This is a genomic window from Rhizobium sp. CC-YZS058 (assembly GCF_034720595.1).
GTDB lineage: Bacteria > Pseudomonadota > Alphaproteobacteria > Rhizobiales > Rhizobiaceae > Ferranicluibacter.
In genome coordinates, this window is record NZ_JAYESJ010000001.1 from 2,218,705 (window position 1) to 2,238,364 (window position 19,660).

Here is a 19,660-nt window from a genome sequence, read left to right on the forward strand (position 1 = left end):
CACTTGCCGCCATGGCTTCAGGGGTCGGGCGCACGGCCGTCAGTTCGGGATCAAGATCATGCCGTCCTCGCCAGCGCTTGAAGAGCCGCTCCTTGCCAGCATCGTCGTTCCCATGCGCAACGAGGCGGACAATGTCGCGCTGCTGATCGAGGAGATCGAGGCGGCCTGCCGAGACATGGCCTTCGAGGCGATCCTGGTCGATGACGGCTCGAGCGACGAGACCCGCACGCGGGTGTCGGAGGCCATGCGGGGCCGACCCTGGCTCCGGCTCCTCAGCCATCCGCGCTCCGGCGGGCAATCGGCGGCCGTGCATTCCGGCGTGCTTGCCGCCCGCGCGCCGCTGATCTGCACGCTGGATGGCGACGGACAGAACCCGCCGGCCGAGATCCCGCATCTGCTTGCGCCCTTCCTGGTGCCGGACGCTCCGGAAAGGCTCGCGCTGGTCGCCGGGCAGCGAGTCGCCCGCGCCGACACGCTGTCGAAGCGGCTAGCCTCACGGATTGCCAATGCGATTCGCGTCCGCGTCCTCGCCGATTCCACGCGAGACACCGGCTGCGGTCTGAAGGCGTTCCGGCGTGAGGCCTTTCTGGCTCTTCCCTATTTCAATCACATGCATCGCTACCTGCCGGCCCTGTTTGCAGCACAGGGCCATGCGATCGCCCATGTCGACGTGGCGCATCGGGCGCGCCATGCCGGGGCGTCGAACTATACCAATCTGCAGCGGGCGCTGGTTGGGTGTTACGATCTCATCGGCGTCGTCTGGCTGATCAAGCGGCGCAAAACCGTTCGCCCCGAGGAACAAGGCCAAGCCTCATGCACGACATCCTCCTCTTCTTCGGTATCGACTCTGCCACGGACCTCGCATGGCTGATCATCGGTCTCTTCGCGCAGGTCATGTTCTCGCTGCGCTTCATCATCCAGTGGCTGAGTTCGGAGCGGGAGAAGCGCTCGGTCATCCCCACCGCCTTCTGGTGGTTCTCGCTGTTCGGCGGGCTGACGCTGCTTGCGTATGGCCTGCATCGGCGTGAGCCGGTTCTGATTATCGGCCAAGCCATGGGCGTCGTCATCTATGCCCGCAACATCGTGCTGATCCACAAGGCCGAGCGCAGGGAGCGCGGCGAAGCCCGGTCGCTGCTTGCCGACCGCTGACATGACGTCGCGTCGCGCCGCGCTGCTCATTCTCGTGGTGACCGCCTACCGGATCCTGATGCTCGCCCTCGACCGGACGGACCTTTTCGTCGATGAGGCGCAATATTGGATGTGGTCGCGCGCGCTTGCCTTCGGCTATTATTCCAAGCCACCAATGATCGCCTGGACGATTCACGCGACGACCGCACTCGGCGGATTTCAGTCGCTGTTCTGGATTCGCCTCTCCTCCCCCCTGCTGCACGCCGCCACTGCCGCCTTGCTCATCGCGCTCGCCGGCCGGCTGACCGGATCGGACCGGATCGCCGGCTGGACCGGCGCCGGCTTCATCACCCTGCCCGGCGTGGCGCTCTCGTCGATCTTCATCTCGACCGATACCGCCCTTTTGTTCTTCTACGCGCTGGCCATGCTTCTGACGGTGCGTCTGGCCGAGTGCCGCAGCCAGCCGGAGGAGACGCGGACCAGCCTTCCGCTCGCCGGTGGGCTGGGCCTCTCCATCGGCCTTGGGCTGCTGTCGAAATATGCCATGGTCTATTTCCCCGCGACGGCGGCGCTTGCGGCCTGGCGTCTGCCGCAGGCGCGCATCGGCTGGCGGCATGCAGCCTTCGCAGCGCTTTTGGCGCTCGTCGTCCTCAGTCCCAACCTCATCTGGAACGCCCATCATGGCGGCGCAACGCTGCGACACACCTCGGACAATATCGGCTGGACCGGCCTGAACCTCCACATCGGCAAGGCGCTGGAGTTCCTCGCCGCGCAGTTCGGTGTCGTCGGCCCGGTCCTTTTCGGCGCGATGATCGTCGGCCTCTGCCGGGTCGCGCGGCGAAGCGGGAACCCGGTCGAGCGCCAGCTCGTGCTCCTCTCCTGGCCGATCATCGGTTTGATCGTCGGCCAGGCCCTGATGTCCCGCGCCTATGCCAACTGGGCGGCCACGGCCTATGTCGCCGGCATCGTCCTCGCGACTCTCACACTCACGAACGGGTGGCAGCGCGGGCTGAGGGCCAGCCTCGCGATCAACGGCGCGGTCACGCTCGCCCTGCCGCTGCTGGCCGCCTTTCCGCAGACGACAGTGCCCGGCGGCCAGACCCCGATCCTTGCCCGCTACCTCGGACGCTCGGCCTTGAGCGAAACCCTGGCCGCGCGGGCGAAACAGGCGGGCTTGACCACGATCGTCGCCGGAAACCGCGACATCCTGGCCGATCTCGTCTACACGCTGCGCGACCGGCCCTTCACGATCCGCGCGCGCCCGACCGGTGCGCCGCCGCTCAACGCCTATGAACAGGACATGACCTATGATCCGGCACGCGACGCGCCGCGCGTGCTGCTGATCACCGAGAAGCCCTTTGCCTGTGCCTCAGAGGGGACGGCGACGCTGCCGCCCATCCAGCCGACAACGGGCTACCTGCGCGGCCGGACGCTGTTTCTCTCGGCCGCCTCCGCTCGCTGCCTCATCCCCTGACCGCATCCGCCTCGAGACGCGGTTCGGTCAGCGCGAGGCTTACCACCACTTGGTCGGCGAGAACCGACCGGCGGCCTGTTCGATCACATGGGCGGTCTTGAACAGGGTCTCTTCCTCGAAGGGGCGGCCGATCAGCTGCAGGCCGAGCGGCAGGCCCTTGTGGTCGAGCCCGGCCGGTACCGCGATGCCCGGCAGGCCGGCCATGTTCACGGTCACGGTGAAGATGTCGTTCAGATACATCTTCACCGGATCTGCGGCCAGTTCCTGGTCGGCAATGCCGAAGGCCGAGGACGGCGTGGCCGGGGTCAGGATCGCATCGACCCCGGCATCGAACACGGTTTCGAAATCGCGCTTGATGAGCGTGCGCACTTTCTGGGCCCGCAGGTAGTAGGCGTCGTAATAGCCGGCGGAGAGCACATAGGTGCCGATCATGATCCGGCGCTTGACCTCGCGACCGAAGCCGGCCGCACGCGTCTGCTCATACATGTCGGCAATGTCCTTGCCGTCGACACGCAGACCGTAGCGCACGCCGTCATAGCGGGCGAGGTTGGACGAGGCTTCCGCGGGAGCAACGATGTAATAGGCCGGCAGCGCATATTTCGTGTGCGGCAGCGTGATGTCGACGATCTCCGCGCCGGCGTCCTTCAGCCAGGCGATGCCCTTGTGCCAGAGCGCCTCGATCTCCTCCGGCATGCCCTCGACGCGGTATTCCTTCGGAATGCCGATCTTCATGCCCTTCAGCGATCCGCCAAGCGCCTTCTCATAATCCGGAACAGGCAGGTCGACCGAGGTCGTATCCTTGGAATCCGTGCTGGCCATCGATTTCAGCAGAATGGCAGCGTCGCGCACATCGCGGGCGATCGGTCCGGCCTGATCGAGCGAGGAGGCGAAAGCGACGATGCCCCAACGCGAGCAGCGGCCATAGGTCGGCTTGATGCCCACCGTGCCGGTGAAGGCGGCCGGCTGGCGGATGGAGCCGCCCGTATCGGTGGCGGTGGCACCGGCGCACAGGAAGGCGGCAACGGCAGCCGCCGAGCCACCGGACGAGCCGCCCGGCACGAGATCGGTGTTCGAGCCTTCCGCGCGCCAGGGGTTCTTCACCGGGCCGTAATAGGAGCTTTCGTTCGACGAGCCCATGGCGAACTCGTCCATGTTCAGCTTGCCGAGCATGACCGCGCCGTCGGCCCAGAGATTGGCCGTGACGGTCGATTCGTAGCGCGGTGCAAAGCCGTCGAGAATGTGGCTGCAGGCCTGGGTATGGACGCCTTCGGTCGCGAAGAGGTCCTTGATGCCGAGCGGAATGCCCTCCAGCGGACCGGCCTTGCCGGCAGCGATCCGCTCGTCCGAGGCCTTTGCCATGGCCCGTGCCTTCTCCGGCGTGACGGTGACGTAGGCGTTCAGCGCACCATTGGCGGCGTCAATGGCGGCGAGATAGGCATCGGTCAGCGCAAGAGCCGTTGTTTCGCGCTTGGCAAGGGCGTCGCGGGCTTCGGCAATGGTCAGGCGGGTCAGGTCGGTCATGGAACGGACGGGCTTTCGAACAAAGGGAGGCAAGGCCGGGAAGGACGGGCGAGCGCGGCAGTGCCGCCTATTCGACGACCTTCGGAACCAGGAAGAAATTGCGGTCGCTGTTCGGGGCGTTGGCGACGATATCGTCCGCCTTGCCGCCGTCCGTCACCGCGTCCTGGCGCTTCTTCATCGCCATCGGCGTCACGGAGGTCATCGGCTCGACACCCGAGACATCGACCTCGGACAGCTGCTCGACGAAGCCGAGGATGGCGTTGAGTTCCCCCGTCATCCGGTTGGCATCCTCCTCGTCCACGGCGATGCGGGCGAGGCGCGCGACGCGCTTGACGGTGGCGAGATCGACGGACATGGCAGGCTCCGCTGGATTGATGTCGTCTCGCTATACTGACGGGGGCGCGGCGGCGCAACCATCAAGGCGCGCCGCGGGCACGGGCGAACCCCACGCTGCTGCGGGATCCGCCTCGAGTGTCAGAGCGTGACCGTTCCACCGACGGCAGGCGTCTCGACCCTGGTCGATACGCCGTCCATGGCGGTGACGAAGGTGTCCGGCGTCTGGGCGATGATCGGGAAGCTGCCATAGTGGCACGGCAGCACGGTTTGGAAGTTGAAGTAGCGCTGGCAGGCGAGCGCCGCCACGGCCCCGCCCATGGTGAAGCGGTCGCCGATCGGCACGAGCCCGATCTGCGGCTGGTGCAGCTCCTCAATCAGTGCCATGTCGGAGAAGATGTCCGTATCGCCCATGTGATAGAGCGTCGGCTCGTCCTCGAAGTGCAGCACGAGACCATTGGCATTGCCGAGCGAATGGGACACGCCATCTTCGGTAATCTGGGCCGAAGAGTGCAAGGCGTTGACGAAGGTGGTCGAGAAGCCGTCCAGGTGGATGGTGCCGCCGGTATTGCCCATTTCCAGCGCCTTGACGCCCTTGGAGCCCAGCCAGGCGGCGAGATCGGCATTGGCGACGACCGTCGCGCCGGTTTCCGCCGCGATCTGCACCGTATCGCCGACATGATCGCCGTGGCCATGCGTCAGGAGGATCGTGGTGACGCCGGCGACCGCGTCCTTGCGCGTCGATTCGTCGAAGGCAGGGTTGCCGGTGAAGAAGGGGTCGATCAGGATCTTGGCCTTTGCCGTGTCGATGCGAAAGGCGGAGTGGCCGAGCCAGCGAATGTTCATGGGAAGCTCCTCAAGCGCCGCGGCAGAAGATTCTCGCCGCCGGCAGGTGAATTCTTGCGCAGGGAAGCATATGGATCCCGGAGGTCGGAGATAAAGAGGCATGAGAATGAGCGTTTTGACGATCGAAGCCCTGCAGGCCACGCTGCCGCCGCGCCAGGCCGTCGCCGGGCTCGATCTCGGGACCAAGACCATCGGCCTTGCCATGTCCGATCTCGGGCGGCGCTTCGCCACCCCGCGTCCGGTGCTCAAGCGCGTCAAGTTCGGCGCGGATGCGCAGGCGCTGCTGGCCTTCGCGGAGCGCGAGGCGATCGGCGCCTTCATCATCGGCCTGCCGGTCAACATGGATGGCTCGAACGGTCCGCGCGTTCAGGCGACCCGCGCCTTTGTGCGCAACATGGAGGCACTGACCGCCCTGCCCTTCGTCTACTGGGACGAGCGGCTCTCCACCGTCGCGGCGGAACGCACCTTGATCGCCATGGATGTCTCGCGCGCCAAGCGGGCCGAGCGAATCGATTCGGCGGCCGCAGCCTTCATCCTTCAGGGCGCGTTGGACAGGCTGACGCTTTTGGCAAGATCGGCGGACGAGGCCGACGAAGGCTGAGCCTGGCGGCTTCGCCGCGCCTGCAGCCAGGCGAGGATTCGCTTGCGCTTGCGCAACGCCATCAGCGCGAAGACCAGCAGCGTATCGAGCGCCAGCGCGCGCGCGACCAACGGCGGGATCGCCTCCGGCGGCATGCCGAGCACGCTGCCATAAATCGAAAAGACGAGGTCATGCCCCTGCCTGGACAGGATGAACAGCCCGAAGCTCATGTCGTAATAGGAGAGCGTGTACCAGGCGGCCAGAAACGCGATGGGCCCGGCCCAGAGAAGGAGAAACCACTTCATTGTTCGGCGCTCCGCATCGGCAACACACGGAAGGCCACCTGCTCGATCAGCACCACGGTCAGCAGCACGAGCGCCGGCACGGCGATATCGAGCGCCAGCAGGGCAAACAGCATCATCAGCGTGCAGGTCAGGATGGAGCGCATGAGCCGCTTCCCTTCTTCATCGTTACCGAACTGACATCGCGCGTTAACCATTGCGAGGCAACGTCAACCTTTTGTTAAGGTTAACAGCGCAGTTGCTGCGCCGCTGCCAAGGGTCTATGCCACGCTTTGCCGCACGTCCCGCATGCCCTCTTGAAGGCCTTCCAGTCCGATGCTCGTCATCTTCGAAAGCATTCTCCCCGTCTTCCTCCTGGTCGTGCTCGGGGCCGTGCTGAAGCGTTGCCGGGTCATGTCCGGCGATCAATGGGACGGCATGGAGCGGCTGGGATTCTTCGTCCTCTTTCCGGCCCTGCTCTTCTCCACCCTTGCCCGCGCCGATTTCACCGGGCTGCAGGCCGATGCGACGGGGCTCGCCACCATCGGCAGCGTCACGCTCATGTCGCTCGCCGTGCTCGCCGCCTGGCCGCCTCTGCGAAGGCGCGGGGTCACGCCGTCCGCCTTCACGACGATCTTCCAGACTTCGACGCGCTGGAACGGCTTCATTGCGCTTGCAGCCGCCCATACGCTGTTCGGCGAACTGGGTCTGACGCTCACGGCGCTGGTCATGACGCTGCTCATTCTGCCGATCAACATCTACAACATCGCCGTGCTCATATGGTTCGGTGGCGGACAGAGAAATTTCGGCGCCTTCGTGCTGCGCATCCTCTCCAATCCGATGATCCTCGCCTCGCTCGCCGGCATCCTCGTCAACCGAGCCGGTCTCGGCGTCTATCCGCCGCTGATGTCGGCGGTGGAAATGATGGCCGGAGCCTCGCTCAGCCTCGGCCTGATCATGGTCGGCGCCGGCCTGCGCTTGGGCGATGCGCTGCGACCGAGTCTCGAGGCGCTGATCGGCGTGGTGCTGAAGCTGGTGGTGATGCCGGTGTTCATGGTCGGGGCTGGCTATCTGCTCGGCATGCGCGGCGATGCGCTCGGCGTCGTGGCGCTCGGCGCCAGCGTTCCGACGGCGATGAACGGCTATATCCTCGCCAAGCAGATGGGGGGCGACGCACCGCTTTACGCCGCGACCGCGACGCTTCAGACGGTCGCGTCCTTCTTCACCATCCCTCTGATCCTGGCCGCGACGGCCTATCTCTCCGCCGGATAGAGCAGATCGACAATCGCCGCGCAGTCGAAGCGCGAATCGAGCATGCCGTAGGTCGAGCGCCAGCCTGCGGCCAGACGGGATTCCAGGAAGGCATCGGCGATGCGCCCGGCCCCTAAGCGGTAGAGTTCCGCCGCCGCCGCCGCAAGCGCAAGCTGCTCCATCAGAAGCCGGGCTGCGCCCTCGTCGCGCTCGCAAAGCGACAGCGCGGCCCGCAGCACGTCCACCGTCTTGCGCGCTGCCGGCCCGAGATCGCGGCCGATGATCTCGAACAGCGGCTCGAAGGTCTCCCGGCCGCGGGAGAGCACGCGCAGCACGTCAAGCGCCATGACATTGCCCGACCCTTCCCAGATGGCGTTGACCGGCGCCTCGCGGTAATGCCGGGCGATCGGGCGGTCCTCGATATAGCCATTGCCGCCCAGGCACTCCATCGCCTCGGCAATCAATGCCGGTGCGATCTTCGTCACCCAATATTTGGCGACAGGGGTCATGATCCGGGCATAGGCCGCCTCGGCATCGTTGCCGGGCGCTCGGTCGAAGGCATCCGCCAGGCGGAAGGACAGCGCGCTCGCGGCCGCGACATCGAGCGCCATGTCCGCCAGAACCCGCGTCATCATCGGCTGCGCCACCAGCGGCCGCCCGAAGGCCTGTCGGCCGCGCGTGTGGTGCACCGCCTCGGCCAGACTCGCCCGCATCATGCCGGCGGACGCGACCGCGCAGTCGAGCCGCGTCAGCGTCACCATGTCGAGAATGGTGCGCAGGCCCGAATCGGGGGCGCCCAGCACGAAACCGAATGTCTCGGAAAACTCGACCTCGGCCGAGGCATTCGACCGGTTGCCGAGCTTGTCCTTCAGCCGCTGCAGCCGCAGGCCATTGGCCGAACCGTCCTCCAGCAGGCGCGGAACGAGAAAGCAGCCGATGCCCTCGCGCGTCTTTGCCAGCATCACGAAGGCGTCGCTCATCGGCGCGGAGAGAAACCACTTGTGGCCCGCCAGGCGGTAGATCCCCTCGCCCACCCGCTCGGCGCTGGAGGTCAGCGCCCGCATGTCGCTGCCGCCCTGCTTCTCCGTCATACCCATGCCGATCGTCACCGCGCTCTTCTGGGTGATCGGCCGATTGGTCGAATCATAGCGGCGCGAGAGGATCTTCGGGCTCCATTCGGCGCCGACCGACGGGGCGGCAGCCAGGGCGGCCAGCGCGGCGCTCGTCATCGTCAGCGGGCAGAGATGGCCGGCCTCGAGCTGGGCGGTGAGATAGAAGCGCAGGGCCCGCGCCTTGTGCGCCCGCCCGCTCTCATCCTGGTTCGGCTCCCAGATCGAGGAATGCAGCCCCGCGCCCATGGAGCGGCGCATCAGCGCATGCCAGGCCGGGTGAAACTCGACGACATCCAGCCGCTCGCCGCGCGGCCCGTGCGTGCGCAGCTGCGGCACGCCCTGGTTGGCCATGCGCGCCAGATCCTGCGCTTCCGGCGAGGTCACATATTTGCCGATCGCCTCCACATCATCGCGCACTGCCTGCGGCAGCGAGGCCGAGACGTCGCTGAGCAGCGGATCGGACCGATAGGCATTGATGCCCGACCAGGGCTTGGGCTGGTTGAGATCGGCAAGGGAGGGGTCGGTCCGAGTCTGGGTCATGCTGCGGTTCTAGCCGAGCAAGGGCCAAAGCGGAACAGCGTTCAAGCGGCCGTCCCCGTTTCCCGCGCGAGAAGCGCCAGATGGGTGCGCGGCACGCGGAAAACACCCTTGATGCAGCCGGGATTGCGCACCGCAATCTGCACATGCGTGCTGCGATGGAACCCCGATCCGACATAGATCGGATCATCCTCGACGAAGATGCCCTTGACCGTGTCGAAGGGGTTGTTCTGAGCCACAAGCATTTCGTAGAGCCGGTTCACGACAGCGCAGTCGAGATCGCGCCTGAGCATATCTTTGCTGTTCCTCGGCAATGGCTTGCCCGAGATCTCAAGGGATTCTCTCAGCGACTGGTATGCCTCTTCAAATAAAGCGATCGATCCGAGCGTTGTCATGTCGAGACATAGTCCCCGGTCGAGAACGGCTCCCACGAGCGTCGGCTCGGAGATCTTGCTGCGCGGGCGCGCAGCGCTCACCTTCGCGAAATCCAGCCCTCGATCAGGATTGGCTTCCCAGAAATAGACGCCGTGTCCAAGCCAGTCATAGGCATTTTCCGAAGCTCTGAATGGTTCGCCCGCGAGGAGCGCTTCGGCCACGGCAGTGTCGCATCCGTGATACCCCAGAACGAAGCTCGTTGAAAGGCGATGCACCTAGTTGCCCGAGTAGTGCTTCGTAAAGCGACCGGTGGGTGTGAGCACCTTCTCTTTCACCAACTGCTTGAGCGCTGTCGCGGGCGTCGCATTGTGTTTCTTGTTGAAAGCCGCGGCTGTTCTACGGAATTCCTTCAGAAACTCCGGGCTGGAGAGATCGATGTGGTATGAGAGCGGTCGGGACCTCTTGGCCATGTTTCTAATATAGGGATCCGGATGATCGAAGGCAAGCAGTCTGCTGTGCGCAAGGGGGCCTGCGCCGCTTGCTCCCATGGGTCACACCGCCTATAGACGCCACGGCGATTGCGCCGCTGCGATCTTTCGGGAGTTCCCTGGATGGATGTTTTTCCCCACCGTCATCTTCTCGGTATCAAGGGTCTGACGGAGCGGGATATCACGCTGCTGCTCGACAAGGCGGACGAGGCGGTCATGATCTCGCGGCAGCGGGAGAAGAAAACCTCCACGCTGCGCGGCCTCACGCAGATCAACCTGTTCTTCGAAGCCTCCACCCGCACGCAGAGCTCCTTCGAGCTCGCGGGCAAGCGGCTGGGTGCCGATGTCATGAACATGTCGGTCGGCAATTCCTCGGTCAAGAAGGGCGAAACGCTGATCGATACGGCGATGACGCTCAATGCCATGCATCCCGACGTGCTGGTGGTGCGCCATTCCTCGGCCGGTGCAGCGGCACTGCTTGCGCAGAAGGTGTCCTGCGCCGTTGTCAATGCCGGCGACGGGCAGCATGAACATCCCACCCAGGCGCTGCTCGACGCGCTGACGATCCGCCGCGCCAAGGGCAAGCTGTCGCGCATCATCGTGGCGATCTGCGGCGATGTCCTGCATTCGCGCGTCGCGCGCTCCAACATCCTGCTTCTCAATCAGATGGGTGCCCGGGTGCGCGTGGTCGCACCGGCGACGCTCCTGCCGACCGGCATCGCCGACATGGGGGCCGAGGTCTTCCACTCCATGGAAGACGGGCTGAAGGACGCCGATGTCGTCATGATGCTGCGGCTGCAGCGCGAGCGCATGGCCGGTTCCTTCGTGCCCTCGGTGCGCGAGTACTTCCGCTATTACGGCCTCGATGCCGAGAAGCTGAAGGCGGCGCGCGAGGATGCGCTGGTCATGCATCCCGGGCCGATGAACCGCGGCGTCGAAATCGCCTCGGAGATCGCCGACGGGCCGCAAAGCGTCATCGAACAACAGGTGGAGATGGGGGTCGCCGTGCGCATGGCCGTAATGGAAACCCTGCTCGTCTCGCAGACCAAGGGGCCCCGCGCATGAGCACGCTTGTCCTTCAGAACCTGCGCGTGCTCGATCCCTCGCGCTCCCTCGACGCACCGGGCAGCATCCTTATCCGCGACGGCGTGATCCTCGCCGCCGGGCCCGACGCGCTGAACCAGGGCATGCCGGAGGGCGCGACCGTGGAAGACTGCGGCGGCCTTCTTGCCGTGCCCGGCCTGGTCGATGCGCGGGTCTTCATCGGCGAGCCCGGAGCCGAGCATCGCGAGACGATCGAGTCCGCCGCCCGCGCGGCCGCAGCCGGCGGCATCACCAGCATCATCGCCATGCCGGATACCGATCCGGTGATCGACGATATCGCGCTGGTCGAGTTCGTGCAGAAGACCGCGCGCGACAAGGCCATGATCACCGTCCATCCCGCCGCGGCGCTGACCAAGGGGCTGAAGGGCGAGGAGATGACCGAGTTCGGGCTCCTGCGCGAAGCCGGCGCCGTCTGCTTCACCAATGGGCGGCGCGGCATTACCGACACCTCCGTGCTTCGACGTGCCATGACCTATGCGCGCGAATTCAGCGCCGTCATCGCGCTCGAAACGCGCGACCCCACTCTCGGCGCCAACGGCGTCATGAACGAAGGCCTGCTGGCGAGCTGGCTCGGGCTTCCCGGCGTGCCGCGCGAAGCGGAAATCATTCCGCTCGAACGCGATCTGCGCATCGCCGGCCTGACGCGCGCTGCCTACCACGCCGCCAAGATCTCGCTGCCCGAATCGGTCGAAGCGATCCAGACTGCGCGCTCTCGCGGCGCGAAGGCCACCTGCGCAGTGTCGATCAATCATCTCGCCTTGAACGAGAACGACATCGGCGAGTACCGCACCTTCTTCAAGCTGAGCCCGCCGCTGCGCGGCGAGGATGATCGCGCTGCCATGGTGCAGGCCCTGGCCGAGGACCGCATCGACATCATCGTCTCCTCGCATGATCCGCAGGATGTCGATACCAAGCGCCTTCCCTTCTCCGACGCGGCGGATGGCGCGATCGGGCTCGAAACCATGCTCGCGGCCGCCCTCCGGCTCTATCACAGCGGGGACGTGCCGCTGATGCGTCTCATCGATGCGCTATCGACCCGTCCGGCCAAGATCTTCGGGCTCGACTCGGGCACGCTGAAGCCGGGGGCCCGTGCCGATGTGACGCTGATCGACCTCGAGGAACCCTGGATCGTGGCGCGGGAGGCCCTCGTCTCGCGCTCGAAGAACACGCCCTTCGAAAATGCCCGCTTTACGGGCCGCGCCCTTCGCACCTATGTTGCCGGTCGACGCGTCTTCGGCTAGTCGCCGGCGCGGATCGGGGGATCATTTCGCTTATGTTCGATTGGCCGCTTCCACTGGGCGTCACGCTTCTTTTCTTGCTGTTCGGCTATCTGCTGGGCTCGATCCCGTTCGGCCTGCTGCTGACCCGGGCCGCCGGCCTGGGCGATGTGCGCAAGATCGGTTCCGGCAACATCGGCGCCACCAATGTGCTGCGCACCGGCAACAAGAAGCTCGCCGCCGCCACCTTGCTCCTCGACGCCTTGAAGGGCACGGCGGCGGCCACGATCGCCTGGCACTATGCGGGTCCCGATGCCGGCATTGCCGCCGGTCTCGGCGCTTTTCTCGGCCATCTCTTCCCGGTCTGGCTTGGCTTCAAGGGCGGCAAGGGGATTGCCACCTATATCGGCGTGCTGCTGGGGCTTGCGCCCCTGGTCGTGCTGGTCTTCGCAGCGGTCTGGCTCGGGGTCGCGAAAATCACCCGCTACTCCTCCCTGTCCGCGCTCTGCGCCACGGTCGTCGTGCCGGTCGTGCTGCTTGCCGCCGGTTATGGCCGGATCGGCCTGCTCTTCGTCTTGCTCAGTCTCATCACCTGGGCCAAGCACCATGCCAACATCAAGCGCCTCCTCGCCGGCACGGAAAGCCGGATCGGCCAGAAGGGCTGAGGCCGGATGGCGGGCGAGGCGCGCAGAGGCATCACCCTCACCGACCGCCAGCGTCTCGCCTGGCTGCGCCTCATCCGCAGCGACAATGTCGGCCCGGCCACCTTCCGCGATCTGATCAACCATTTCGGCTCGGCCGAAACGGCCCTGCAGATGCTTCCGGAGCTGTCCCGCCGGGGCGGCTCCACCCGCGCCATCCGAATCGCCACCGTTGCCGAGGCGGAGCGGGAACTGGCGCTCTGTCTTCGGTTCGGCGCCCGATTCGTCGGCATCGGCGAACCGGAATACCCCGCTGCCCTCCGCCAGATCGAGGCGGCACCTCCCCTTCTGGCAGTCAAGGGCGACGTGTCGCTCACAGCGCTCCCGGCGCTCGGGATCGTCGGGGCGCGCAATGCTTCGATCAGCGGCGCGAAGTTTGCGGCGATGATCGCCCGCGATGTCGGGCGCTCCGGCTATGCGATCATCTCCGGCCTGGCGCGCGGCATCGACACGGCCGCACACCGGGCCAGCCTCGATACCGGCACGATCGCCGCCATGGCCGGCGGGCTCGACCAGCCCTACCCGCCGGAAAACGCCGATCTTCTGCGGGAGATCACCGAGGGGCGCGGCTTGGCGATCAGCGAGATGCCCTTCGGCTGGGAGCCGAGGGCACGGGATTTTCCGCGCCGCAATCGTCTGATCGCCGGCACCGCCCTGGGGCTTGCGGTCGTGGAGGCGGCCAGTCGCTCCGGCTCGCTGATCAGCGCCCGGCTCGCCGGGGAGTTCGGCCGTCTGGTCTTTGCCGTTCCGGGATCGCCGCTCGACCCGCGCTGCCAGGGCACCAACCAGCTCTTGAAGGACGGCGCAACGCTCGTGACCGAACCGCGCGACATTCTCGAAGCCCTGGCGCCCCTCTCGCGCATCGACCTGTTCACCCGCCCGCAGGCGGAGGAACCCGACGAGGGCGAAGGCCGCATGCCGCTTCCGCCCGCCGAGGACGAACGCAGCGCCGTGATCGATGCGCTGGGCCCCACCCCTGTCGAGATCGACGACATCATCCGCCACACCGGACTGGGCATGGGGACCGTCTATCTTGTCCTGCTAGAACTTGATCTTGCCGGGCGGCTGGAGCGGCACGCCGGTGGGCTCGTGTCTCTGGCCGGTGATGCAGCTTAGCGTGCGACGCCCGGAGAGAATGTCGCCGGCCTCCGTGAACGCCATCTCCAGCAGATAGCACAGCATATCGGCATTCTCGGCCTCGGCCACGCCGCGCAGCTCGCCGAGCATCTGGCGGATATAGCCGATCTTCGACCGGGACTCTTCCGAAAGATCATGCGCCTGATGTCTGTCCGTCGCGACCATGTCCTGTCCTGTGATGCTCGCCGGGGCTCGGCGGAGGAACTCTACCGGGGGTTCAGGATCGACGCCGTGTGCGCCGACCCGCTGCAGATGCGATACACCTAACGAACGATATCGCAAATATCTTTAATTGCAATAATTCGCATATCTCTTTTAGGTTGTGCGGCGTTGTACCGCGAATTTCGGCTCCGCCACTTGACCGGCGGCAAATCACTGTCCATGTCGAGGCATCGATAGTTCCGGCCCGCCCGCAAAATCTGGGCGGAGACCCTTGAAGGGCTTCTCAACACTCATGACCATGAATGTCGTCGTCGTCGAATCGCCGGCCAAGGCCAAGACGATCAACAAATATCTTGGTCCCGGCTACAAGGTTCTGGCCTCCTTCGGCCATGTGCGCGACCTCCCGGCCAAGGACGGGTCCGTCCGACCGGACGAGGACTTCGCCATGTCGTGGGAAGTCGACAGCGCGTCGGCCAAGCGTTTGGCCGATATCGGTGCGGCACTGAAGGGCTCCGACGGCCTGATCCTGGCGACCGACCCGGATCGCGAAGGCGAGGCCATTTCCTGGCATGTCCTCGATCTTTTGAAGAAGAAGAAGCTGATCGGCGACAAGCCGGTCAAGCGCGTCGTCTTCAACGCGATCACCAAGAAGGCCGTGCTGGAAGCCATGGCCAATCCGCGCGATATCGACGTGCCGCTGGTCGATGCCTATCTCGCCCGCCGCGCGCTCGATTATCTGGTCGGCTTCAACCTTTCGCCGGTTCTCTGGCGCAAGCTGCCCGGTGCCCGCTCCGCCGGTCGTGTCCAATCCGTCGCGCTGCGGCTGGTCTGCGACCGGGAGTCCGAGATCGAGCGCTTCGTTTCGGAGGAGTACTGGAACATCTCCGCTCTGCTGCGCACCCCGCGTGGAGAGAGCTTCGAGGCGCGCCTTGTCTCGGAAAACGGCAAGCGCCTCGGCCCGCGCGCCGTTTCGAATGGAGAGCAGGCCTCCGCTTTGAAGGCTATGCTTGAAGGCGCATCCTACGTGGTGGACAGCGTCGAGGCGAAGCCGGTCAAGCGCAACCCTTCGCCGCCCTTCACCACCTCGACCCTTCAGCAGGCCGCCTCCTCCAAGCTCGGTTTTTCCGCCTCCCGCACCATGCAGGTGGCGCAGCGGCTCTATGAGGGCATCGACCTCGGCGGCGAGACGGTGGGTCTCATCACCTATATGCGAACCGATGGCGTGCAGATGGCCGGCGAGGCGATCGATGCGGCCCGCAAGGCGATCGGCGAGCAGTTCGGCGCCCGCTATGTGCCGGACAAGCCGCGTATCTACTCCACCAAGGCCAAGAATGCCCAGGAAGCGCACGAGGCGATCCGCCCCACCGATTTCAACCGCACGCCGGACCAGGTGAGGCGCTTCCTCGATGCCGACCAGCTGCGCCTCTACGACCTGATCTGGAAACGCGGCATCGCCAGCCAGATGGCCGGCGCCGAGATTGAACGGACGACGGTGGAAATCACCGCGGATGCGAGCGGCGGCAAGGCCGGCCTTCGCGCGGTCGGCTCGGTCATCCGCTTCGACGGCTTCATCGCCGCCTATACCGACCAGCGCGAAGAAGGCGAACCGGCCGGAGACGAGGGCGAGGACGATGGCCGCCTGCCGGAGATCAACGCCCGCGAGGCGCTGGCCCGCGAGAAGGTCAATGCCTCCCAGCATTTCACCGAACCGCCGCCGCGCTATTCGGAAGCAAGCCTGATCAAGAAGATGGAAGAGCTCGGCATCGGCCGTCCCTCCACCTATGCCGCGACGCTCGCCACGCTGCGCGACCGCGAATATGTGACGATCGACAAGCGCAAGCTGATCCCCGAGGCCAAGGGCCGGCTCGTCACCGCCTTCCTCGAAAGCTTCTTCCAGCGCTATGTCGAATATGACTTCACGGCCTCGCTCGAGGAGAAGCTCGACCAGATCTCGGCCGGCGAGCTGAACTGGAAGGACGTGCTGCGCGACTTCTGGAAGGACTTCTTCGCCCAGATCGAGGACACCAAGGAGCTGCGCGTCACCAACGTGCTCGACGCCTTGAACGAAGAGCTGGCGCCGCTGGTCTTTCCGAAGCGCGAGGACGGCAGCGATCCGCGCATCTGCCAGGTCTGCGGCACGGGCAAGCTGTCGCTGAAGCTCGGCAAGTACGGCGCCTTCGTCGGCTGCTCCAACTATCCGGACTGCAACTTTACCCGTCAGCTTTCCTCCGATGGCGATGCCGAGGCCCAGGCCTCGAACGAGCCGCAGTCGCTTGGCAAGGACCCGCATACGGACGAAGAGATCACGCTGCGCTCGGGTCGCTTCGGCCCGTACGTCCAACGCGGCGAAGGCAAGGATGCCAAGCGCTCGAGCCTGCCGAAGGGCTGGACACCGGCAAGCGTCGACCACGAGAAGGCCGTCGCCCTGCTCTCGCTGCCGCGCGACATCGGAAAGCATCCCGAAAGCGGCAAGATGATTTCTTCCGGCCTCGGCCGGTACGGGCCCTTCGTGTTGCATGACGGGAAATACGCCAATCTGGAAACGATCGAGGACGTGTTCTCGATCGGCCTCAACCGCGCGGTCTCCGTACTGGCCGACAAGCAGTCCAAGGCCGGTGCCGGCCGCGGGGCGGCGGTTGCGGCGCTGAAGGAGCTGGGCGAGCATCCGGATGGCGGCGCGATCACCGTGCGTGATGGCCGCTACGGGCCCTATGTCAACTGGGGCAAGGTCAATGCCACCCTGCCCAAGGGCAAGGATCCGGCCTCGGTCACGCTGGAGGAAGCCCTGCCGCTTCTGGCGGAACGGGCAGCCAAGAGCGGCGTGAAGACGCCGAAAAAGGCGGCCGCCAAGACCAGCAAGGCCAAGACGACCAAAGCCAAGGCTGCCGAGGCTGACGGCGAGGTCAAGCCCGCCAAGGCAACGAAGGCCAAGACAGCCGGCAAGAGCGCCGCATCGAAGACGAGTGGCGCCAAGACGACAGCGAAACCGGCAGCGGCGAAGAAGACCGCCGCGAAGGCGAAGAAGGACTGAAACCCGTGAGCAAGCTTCCCCGCGATGGCAAGGAACGGACCGGCAAGCCATCGGTCCGCCTCGGCCGGGCGGCGAAGGTCGCCCGTCTCCCCGCCGAGACCGTGATCATTCACGGTGCCGTCCCGCCACGCGATGTGCTGATGCAGTTCATCGCCGAAAACCCGGACCGCGCCTCCAAGCGCGAGATCGCCAAGGCGTTCGGGCTGAAGGGCGAGGCGCGCGTCGAGCTGAAGGCGGCGCTGCGGGCGCTGGAGGATGACGGGCTCGTCGAAAAGACCCGCAAGACGCTGACGCGTCCGGGCGCCCTGCCCCCGGTGGCGCTGCTCGACATTACGACACGCGACAAGGATGGCGAGCTGATCGCCCGTCCCGCCGAATGGCCGGAGGATGCCGGCGTGGCGCCCGCCGTGCTGGTGCGCCAGTCGAGCGCGCAGAAGGCCAAGGGCAAGACGCCGGTCGGCGGGCTGGGCGACCGCGTGCTCGCCAAGATCTTCCCGAACAAGGACGCGACCGGGCCGGCCTACACCGCCCGGATCATCAAGGTCCTCAACCGTCGTCGCAGCGCCAATGCGGCGCTCGGCGTGTTCCGGGCCATGCCGGGCGGCACCGGCCGCATCATGCCGATCGACAAGCGCGGCGAGGAGCTTCAGGTAGAGGCCTCCGGTGTCGGCGAGGCGAAGGACGGCGATCTCGTCGAGGTCGATGTGTCGCGCACCGGCCGCTTCGGCCTGGCGCGGGCGGAGGTGAAGTCCATCATCGGCTCGGTGGCCTCGGAGAAGGCGATCTCCATGATCGCCATCCATGCCCATTCGATCCCCTATATCTTCCCCGACAGCGTGCTGCGCGAAGCCGACGCCGCCGGCCCGGCCAGCATGGTCAAGCGCGAGGACTGGCGGACCCTGCCGCTGATCACCATCGATCCCGCCGACGCCAAGGACCATGACGACGCGGTCTATGCCGAGCCGGACACGGCAGAGGAGAATGCGGGCGGCGTGATCGTGACGGTCGCGATCGCCGATGTCTCCTGGTATGTGCGTCCGAAGTCGGCGCTCGACCAGGAGGCGCTGAAGCGCGGCAACTCGGTCTATTTTCCGGACCGTGTCGTGCCCATGCTGCCCGAGCGGATTTCCAACGAGCTCTGCTCGCTCAAGGAGAATGTCGACCGGCCGGCGCTCGCCGTGCGCATGCGCTTCACCAGGGAAGGCCGCAAGCTCGGCCACAGCTTCCACCGCATCATGATGCGCAGCGCCGCCAAGCTCTCCTACAGCCAGGCGCAGGCGGCGATCGACGGGCAGCCGGACGACAAGACGGGGCCGCTGCTGGAACCCATCCTGAAGCCGCTGTGGGACGCCTACCGCATCCTCACCATCGGCCGCGACCGGCGCCAGCCGCTCGAGCTGAACATGCCCGAGCGAAAGATCCTGCTGAAGCCCGATGGCACGGTCGACCGTGTTTTCGTGCCCGACCGCCTCGACGCCCACAGGCTGATCGAGGAGATGATGATTCAGGCCAATGTCGCCGCCGCCGAGACGCTGGAAGCCAAGCGTCAGCCACTCGTCTACCGGGTCCATGATGCGCCGTCGCTCGCCAAGCAGGAGACGCTGCGCGAATTCCTGGCCACGCTCGAGCTCTCGCTCGTCAAGGGCGGCAACATGCGCGCCAACCATTTCAACGGCATCCTCTCGAAGGCCGAGGGCAAGGCCTATGAGACGATGGTCAACGAGATGGTGCTGCGCTCGCAGAGCCAGGCGGTCTATAGCCCTGAGAACATCGGCCATTTCGGCCTCAACCTGATGAAATACGCCCATTTCACCTCGCCGATCCGCCGCTACGCCGACCTGATCGTGCATCGCGCCCTGGTCGGCGCCCTGCATTTGGGCGAAGGCGGCATCACGCCGGCCGAGGAGGGCGCGCTCGACGACATCGCCGCCGAGATCTCCACCTTCGAGCGCCGCGCCATGGCGGCCGAGCGCGACACGGTCGACCGGCTGATCGCCCATCACCTCAGCGCCCGCATCAACGAGGAGTTCGACGGCCGCGTTTCCGGCGTGACGAAAGCCGGACTTTTCATCTCCCTGCCACAGTATGGCGCCGATGGCTTTGTACCGGTGTCCACGCTCGGCCGGGATTACTACATCTATGACGAGGCTCATCAGGCGCTGACCGGCGAGAAGACCGGCCTCGGCTACCGGCTGGGCGATACGGTGCGGGTGAAGCTGGTGGAGGCCGTGCCGCTTGCCGGCGCACTGCGTTTCGAAATGCTGAGCGAGGGCCGCAAGCTGCCGACGGCGGTGCGGTCCTTCCACAAGGCCACGCGGCGCGACCGCAGCCCGGCCCGCAAACCCGGCACCCGGCCGCCGCGCGGCCGACGGTAAGTCAGGA

19 protein-coding genes are annotated in these 19,660 nt (G+C 66.0%); 11 read left to right on the forward strand and 8 right to left on the reverse strand.

Translation table 11 applies throughout. The features are described 5' to 3' along the window. Nucleotides 1–58 precede the first annotated feature (58 nt). Genes U8330_RS10665 through U8330_RS10675 form a run of 3 tightly spaced genes read left to right on the forward strand, consistent with a single transcriptional unit; the run spans nt 59 to nt 2,602 of the window. Nucleotides 59–871 (forward strand): glycosyltransferase family 2 protein, encoded by an 813-nt coding sequence (locus U8330_RS10665; RefSeq protein ID WP_323105262.1) that lies wholly within the window; start codon nt 59–61, stop codon nt 869–871. Next, entirely contained in the window at nt 814–1,149 is a 336-nt protein-coding gene (locus U8330_RS10670; protein ID WP_323105263.1) for a lipid-A-disaccharide synthase N-terminal domain-containing protein, read from the forward strand. Before U8330_RS10665 ends, U8330_RS10670 begins: the two co-directional genes overlap by 58 nt. Nucleotide 1,150: 1 nt before the next feature. Continuing rightward, complete coding sequence (locus U8330_RS10675) at nt 1,151–2,602, forward strand: ArnT family glycosyltransferase (RefSeq protein ID WP_323105264.1); 1,452 nt, start codon at nt 1,151–1,153, stop codon at nt 2,600–2,602. Between the two features lie 39 nt (nt 2,603–2,641). Here U8330_RS10675 and gatA read toward each other — a convergent pair whose 3' ends face one another. From gatA to U8330_RS10690, 3 genes are all read right to left on the reverse strand, one after another. After that, nucleotides 2,642–4,123, reverse strand: coding sequence for an Asp-tRNA(Asn)/Glu-tRNA(Gln) amidotransferase subunit GatA (gene gatA, locus U8330_RS10680; protein WP_323105265.1), 1,482 nt, complete (start codon nt 4,121–4,123; stop codon nt 2,642–2,644). Between the two features lie 67 nt (nt 4,124–4,190). Then, nucleotides 4,191–4,478, reverse strand: a complete 288-nt coding sequence (gene gatC / locus U8330_RS10685; RefSeq protein WP_323105266.1) for an Asp-tRNA(Asn)/Glu-tRNA(Gln) amidotransferase subunit GatC — start codon at nt 4,476–4,478, stop codon at nt 4,191–4,193. 119 nt (nt 4,479–4,597) lie between these two features. Then, on the reverse strand, nt 4,598–5,302 hold the full coding sequence (locus tag U8330_RS10690) for a metal-dependent hydrolase (protein ID WP_323105267.1): 705 nt from the start codon (nt 5,300–5,302) through the stop codon (nt 4,598–4,600). 106 nt (nt 5,303–5,408) lie between these two features. Here U8330_RS10690 and ruvX point away from each other — a divergent pair, with 106 nt between their 5' ends. Beyond that, entirely contained in the window at nt 5,409–5,903 is a 495-nt protein-coding gene (gene ruvX / locus U8330_RS10695) for a Holliday junction resolvase RuvX (protein WP_323105268.1), read from the forward strand. Here the strand turns inward: ruvX and U8330_RS10700 are convergent. Together U8330_RS10700 and U8330_RS10705 are read right to left on the reverse strand one after the other, a co-directional pair. Beyond that, nucleotides 5,840–6,187, reverse strand: a complete 348-nt coding sequence (locus U8330_RS10700) for a DUF6105 family protein (protein ID WP_323105269.1) — start codon at nt 6,185–6,187, stop codon at nt 5,840–5,842. The two genes, ruvX and U8330_RS10700, sit on opposite strands and share 64 nt — an antisense overlap. Beyond that, nucleotides 6,184–6,330, reverse strand: a complete 147-nt coding sequence (locus U8330_RS10705) for a hypothetical protein (protein ID WP_323105270.1) — start codon at nt 6,328–6,330, stop codon at nt 6,184–6,186. The genes U8330_RS10700 and U8330_RS10705 overlap by 4 nt, the downstream gene beginning before the upstream one ends. 169 nt (nt 6,331–6,499) lie before the next feature. On the opposite strand from U8330_RS10705, the gene U8330_RS10710 reads away from it, so the two are divergent. Continuing rightward, a complete protein-coding gene (locus U8330_RS10710; RefSeq protein ID WP_323105271.1) occupies nt 6,500–7,435 on the forward strand; it encodes an AEC family transporter in 936 nt (311 codons plus the stop codon). Here the strand turns inward: U8330_RS10710 and U8330_RS10715 are convergent. Further along, a complete protein-coding gene (locus tag U8330_RS10715; protein ID WP_323105272.1) occupies nt 7,417–9,066 on the reverse strand; it encodes an acyl-CoA dehydrogenase family protein in 1,650 nt (549 codons plus the stop codon). The two genes, U8330_RS10710 and U8330_RS10715, sit on opposite strands and share 19 nt — an antisense overlap. A 41-nt stretch (nt 9,067–9,107) precedes the next feature. Further along, complete coding sequence (locus U8330_RS10720; RefSeq protein ID WP_323105273.1) at nt 9,108–9,659, reverse strand: hypothetical protein; 552 nt, start codon at nt 9,657–9,659, stop codon at nt 9,108–9,110. A 390-nt stretch (nt 9,660–10,049) separates the two neighbouring features. Between U8330_RS10720 and U8330_RS10725 the strand changes: the two genes are divergently transcribed. The 4 genes from U8330_RS10725 to dprA are packed head-to-tail and all read left to right on the forward strand — an operon-like array spanning nt 10,050 to nt 14,064. After that, nucleotides 10,050–10,991, forward strand: a complete 942-nt coding sequence (locus tag U8330_RS10725) for an aspartate carbamoyltransferase catalytic subunit (RefSeq protein ID WP_323105274.1) — start codon at nt 10,050–10,052, stop codon at nt 10,989–10,991. Next, nucleotides 10,988–12,271: a dihydroorotase gene (locus U8330_RS10730; protein WP_323105275.1), complete on the forward strand. Its 1,284-nt coding sequence runs from the start codon at nt 10,988–10,990 to the stop codon at nt 12,269–12,271. The genes U8330_RS10725 and U8330_RS10730 overlap by 4 nt, the downstream gene beginning before the upstream one ends. Nucleotides 12,272–12,303: 32 nt before the next feature. Next, the gene (gene plsY, locus U8330_RS10735) at nt 12,304–12,912 is read left to right on the forward strand and encodes a glycerol-3-phosphate 1-O-acyltransferase PlsY (protein WP_323105276.1); all 609 of its coding nucleotides are present in this window, start codon (nt 12,304–12,306) and stop codon (nt 12,910–12,912) included. A gap of 6 nt (nt 12,913–12,918) precedes the next feature. After that, on the forward strand, nt 12,919–14,064 hold the full coding sequence (dprA, locus tag U8330_RS10740; protein ID WP_323105277.1) for a DNA-processing protein DprA: 1,146 nt from the start codon (nt 12,919–12,921) through the stop codon (nt 14,062–14,064). Here the strand turns inward: dprA and U8330_RS10745 are convergent. Next, nucleotides 13,990–14,250, reverse strand: coding sequence for a hypothetical protein (locus tag U8330_RS10745; protein WP_323105278.1), 261 nt, complete (start codon nt 14,248–14,250; stop codon nt 13,990–13,992). The two genes, dprA and U8330_RS10745, sit on opposite strands and share 75 nt — an antisense overlap. A gap of 295 nt (nt 14,251–14,545) precedes the next feature. On the opposite strand from U8330_RS10745, the gene topA reads away from it, so the two are divergent. Together topA and rnr are read left to right on the forward strand one after the other, a co-directional pair. Further along, the gene (gene topA / locus U8330_RS10750) at nt 14,546–17,278 is read left to right on the forward strand and encodes a type I DNA topoisomerase (RefSeq protein ID WP_323107252.1); all 2,733 of its coding nucleotides are present in this window, start codon (nt 14,546–14,548) and stop codon (nt 17,276–17,278) included. A gap of 5 nt (nt 17,279–17,283) precedes the next feature. Next, a complete protein-coding gene (rnr, locus tag U8330_RS10755; RefSeq protein ID WP_323105279.1) occupies nt 17,284–19,653 on the forward strand; it encodes a ribonuclease R in 2,370 nt (789 codons plus the stop codon). Nucleotides 19,654–19,660 lie beyond the last annotated feature (7 nt).

What these genes read in the sequence shown, in the direction of transcription:
- U8330_RS10665 (WP_323105262.1), top strand. Translation starts at nt 59, where the DNA reads ATGCCGTCCTCGCCAGCGCTTGAAGAGCCGCTCCTTGCCAGCATCGTC.
- U8330_RS10670 (WP_323105263.1), top strand. Translation starts at nt 814, where the DNA reads ATGCACGACATCCTCCTCTTCTTCGGTATCGACTCTGCCACGGACCTC.
- U8330_RS10675 (WP_323105264.1), top strand. Translation starts at nt 1,151, where the DNA reads ATGACGTCGCGTCGCGCCGCGCTGCTCATTCTCGTGGTGACCGCCTAC.
- gatA (WP_323105265.1), bottom strand. Translation starts at nt 4,123, where the DNA reads ATGACCGACCTGACCCGCCTGACCATTGCCGAAGCCCGCGACGCCCTT.
- gatC (WP_323105266.1), bottom strand. Translation starts at nt 4,478, where the DNA reads ATGTCCGTCGATCTCGCCACCGTCAAGCGCGTCGCGCGCCTCGCCCGC.
- U8330_RS10690 (WP_323105267.1), bottom strand. Translation starts at nt 5,302, where the DNA reads ATGAACATTCGCTGGCTCGGCCACTCCGCCTTTCGCATCGACACGGCA.
- ruvX (WP_323105268.1), top strand. Translation starts at nt 5,409, where the DNA reads ATGAGCGTTTTGACGATCGAAGCCCTGCAGGCCACGCTGCCGCCGCGC.
- U8330_RS10700 (WP_323105269.1), bottom strand. Translation starts at nt 6,187, where the DNA reads ATGAAGTGGTTTCTCCTTCTCTGGGCCGGGCCCATCGCGTTTCTGGCC.
- U8330_RS10705 (WP_323105270.1), bottom strand. Translation starts at nt 6,330, where the DNA reads ATGCGCTCCATCCTGACCTGCACGCTGATGATGCTGTTTGCCCTGCTG.
- U8330_RS10710 (WP_323105271.1), top strand. Translation starts at nt 6,500, where the DNA reads ATGCTCGTCATCTTCGAAAGCATTCTCCCCGTCTTCCTCCTGGTCGTG.
- U8330_RS10715 (WP_323105272.1), bottom strand. Translation starts at nt 9,066, where the DNA reads ATGACCCAGACTCGGACCGACCCCTCCCTTGCCGATCTCAACCAGCCC.
- U8330_RS10725 (WP_323105274.1), top strand. Translation starts at nt 10,050, where the DNA reads ATGGATGTTTTTCCCCACCGTCATCTTCTCGGTATCAAGGGTCTGACG.
- U8330_RS10730 (WP_323105275.1), top strand. Translation starts at nt 10,988, where the DNA reads ATGAGCACGCTTGTCCTTCAGAACCTGCGCGTGCTCGATCCCTCGCGC.
- plsY (WP_323105276.1), top strand. Translation starts at nt 12,304, where the DNA reads ATGTTCGATTGGCCGCTTCCACTGGGCGTCACGCTTCTTTTCTTGCTG.
- dprA (WP_323105277.1), top strand. Translation starts at nt 12,919, where the DNA reads ATGGCGGGCGAGGCGCGCAGAGGCATCACCCTCACCGACCGCCAGCGT.
- U8330_RS10745 (WP_323105278.1), bottom strand. Translation starts at nt 14,250, where the DNA reads ATGGTCGCGACGGACAGACATCAGGCGCATGATCTTTCGGAAGAGTCC.
- topA (WP_323107252.1), top strand. Translation starts at nt 14,546, where the DNA reads ATGAATGTCGTCGTCGTCGAATCGCCGGCCAAGGCCAAGACGATCAAC.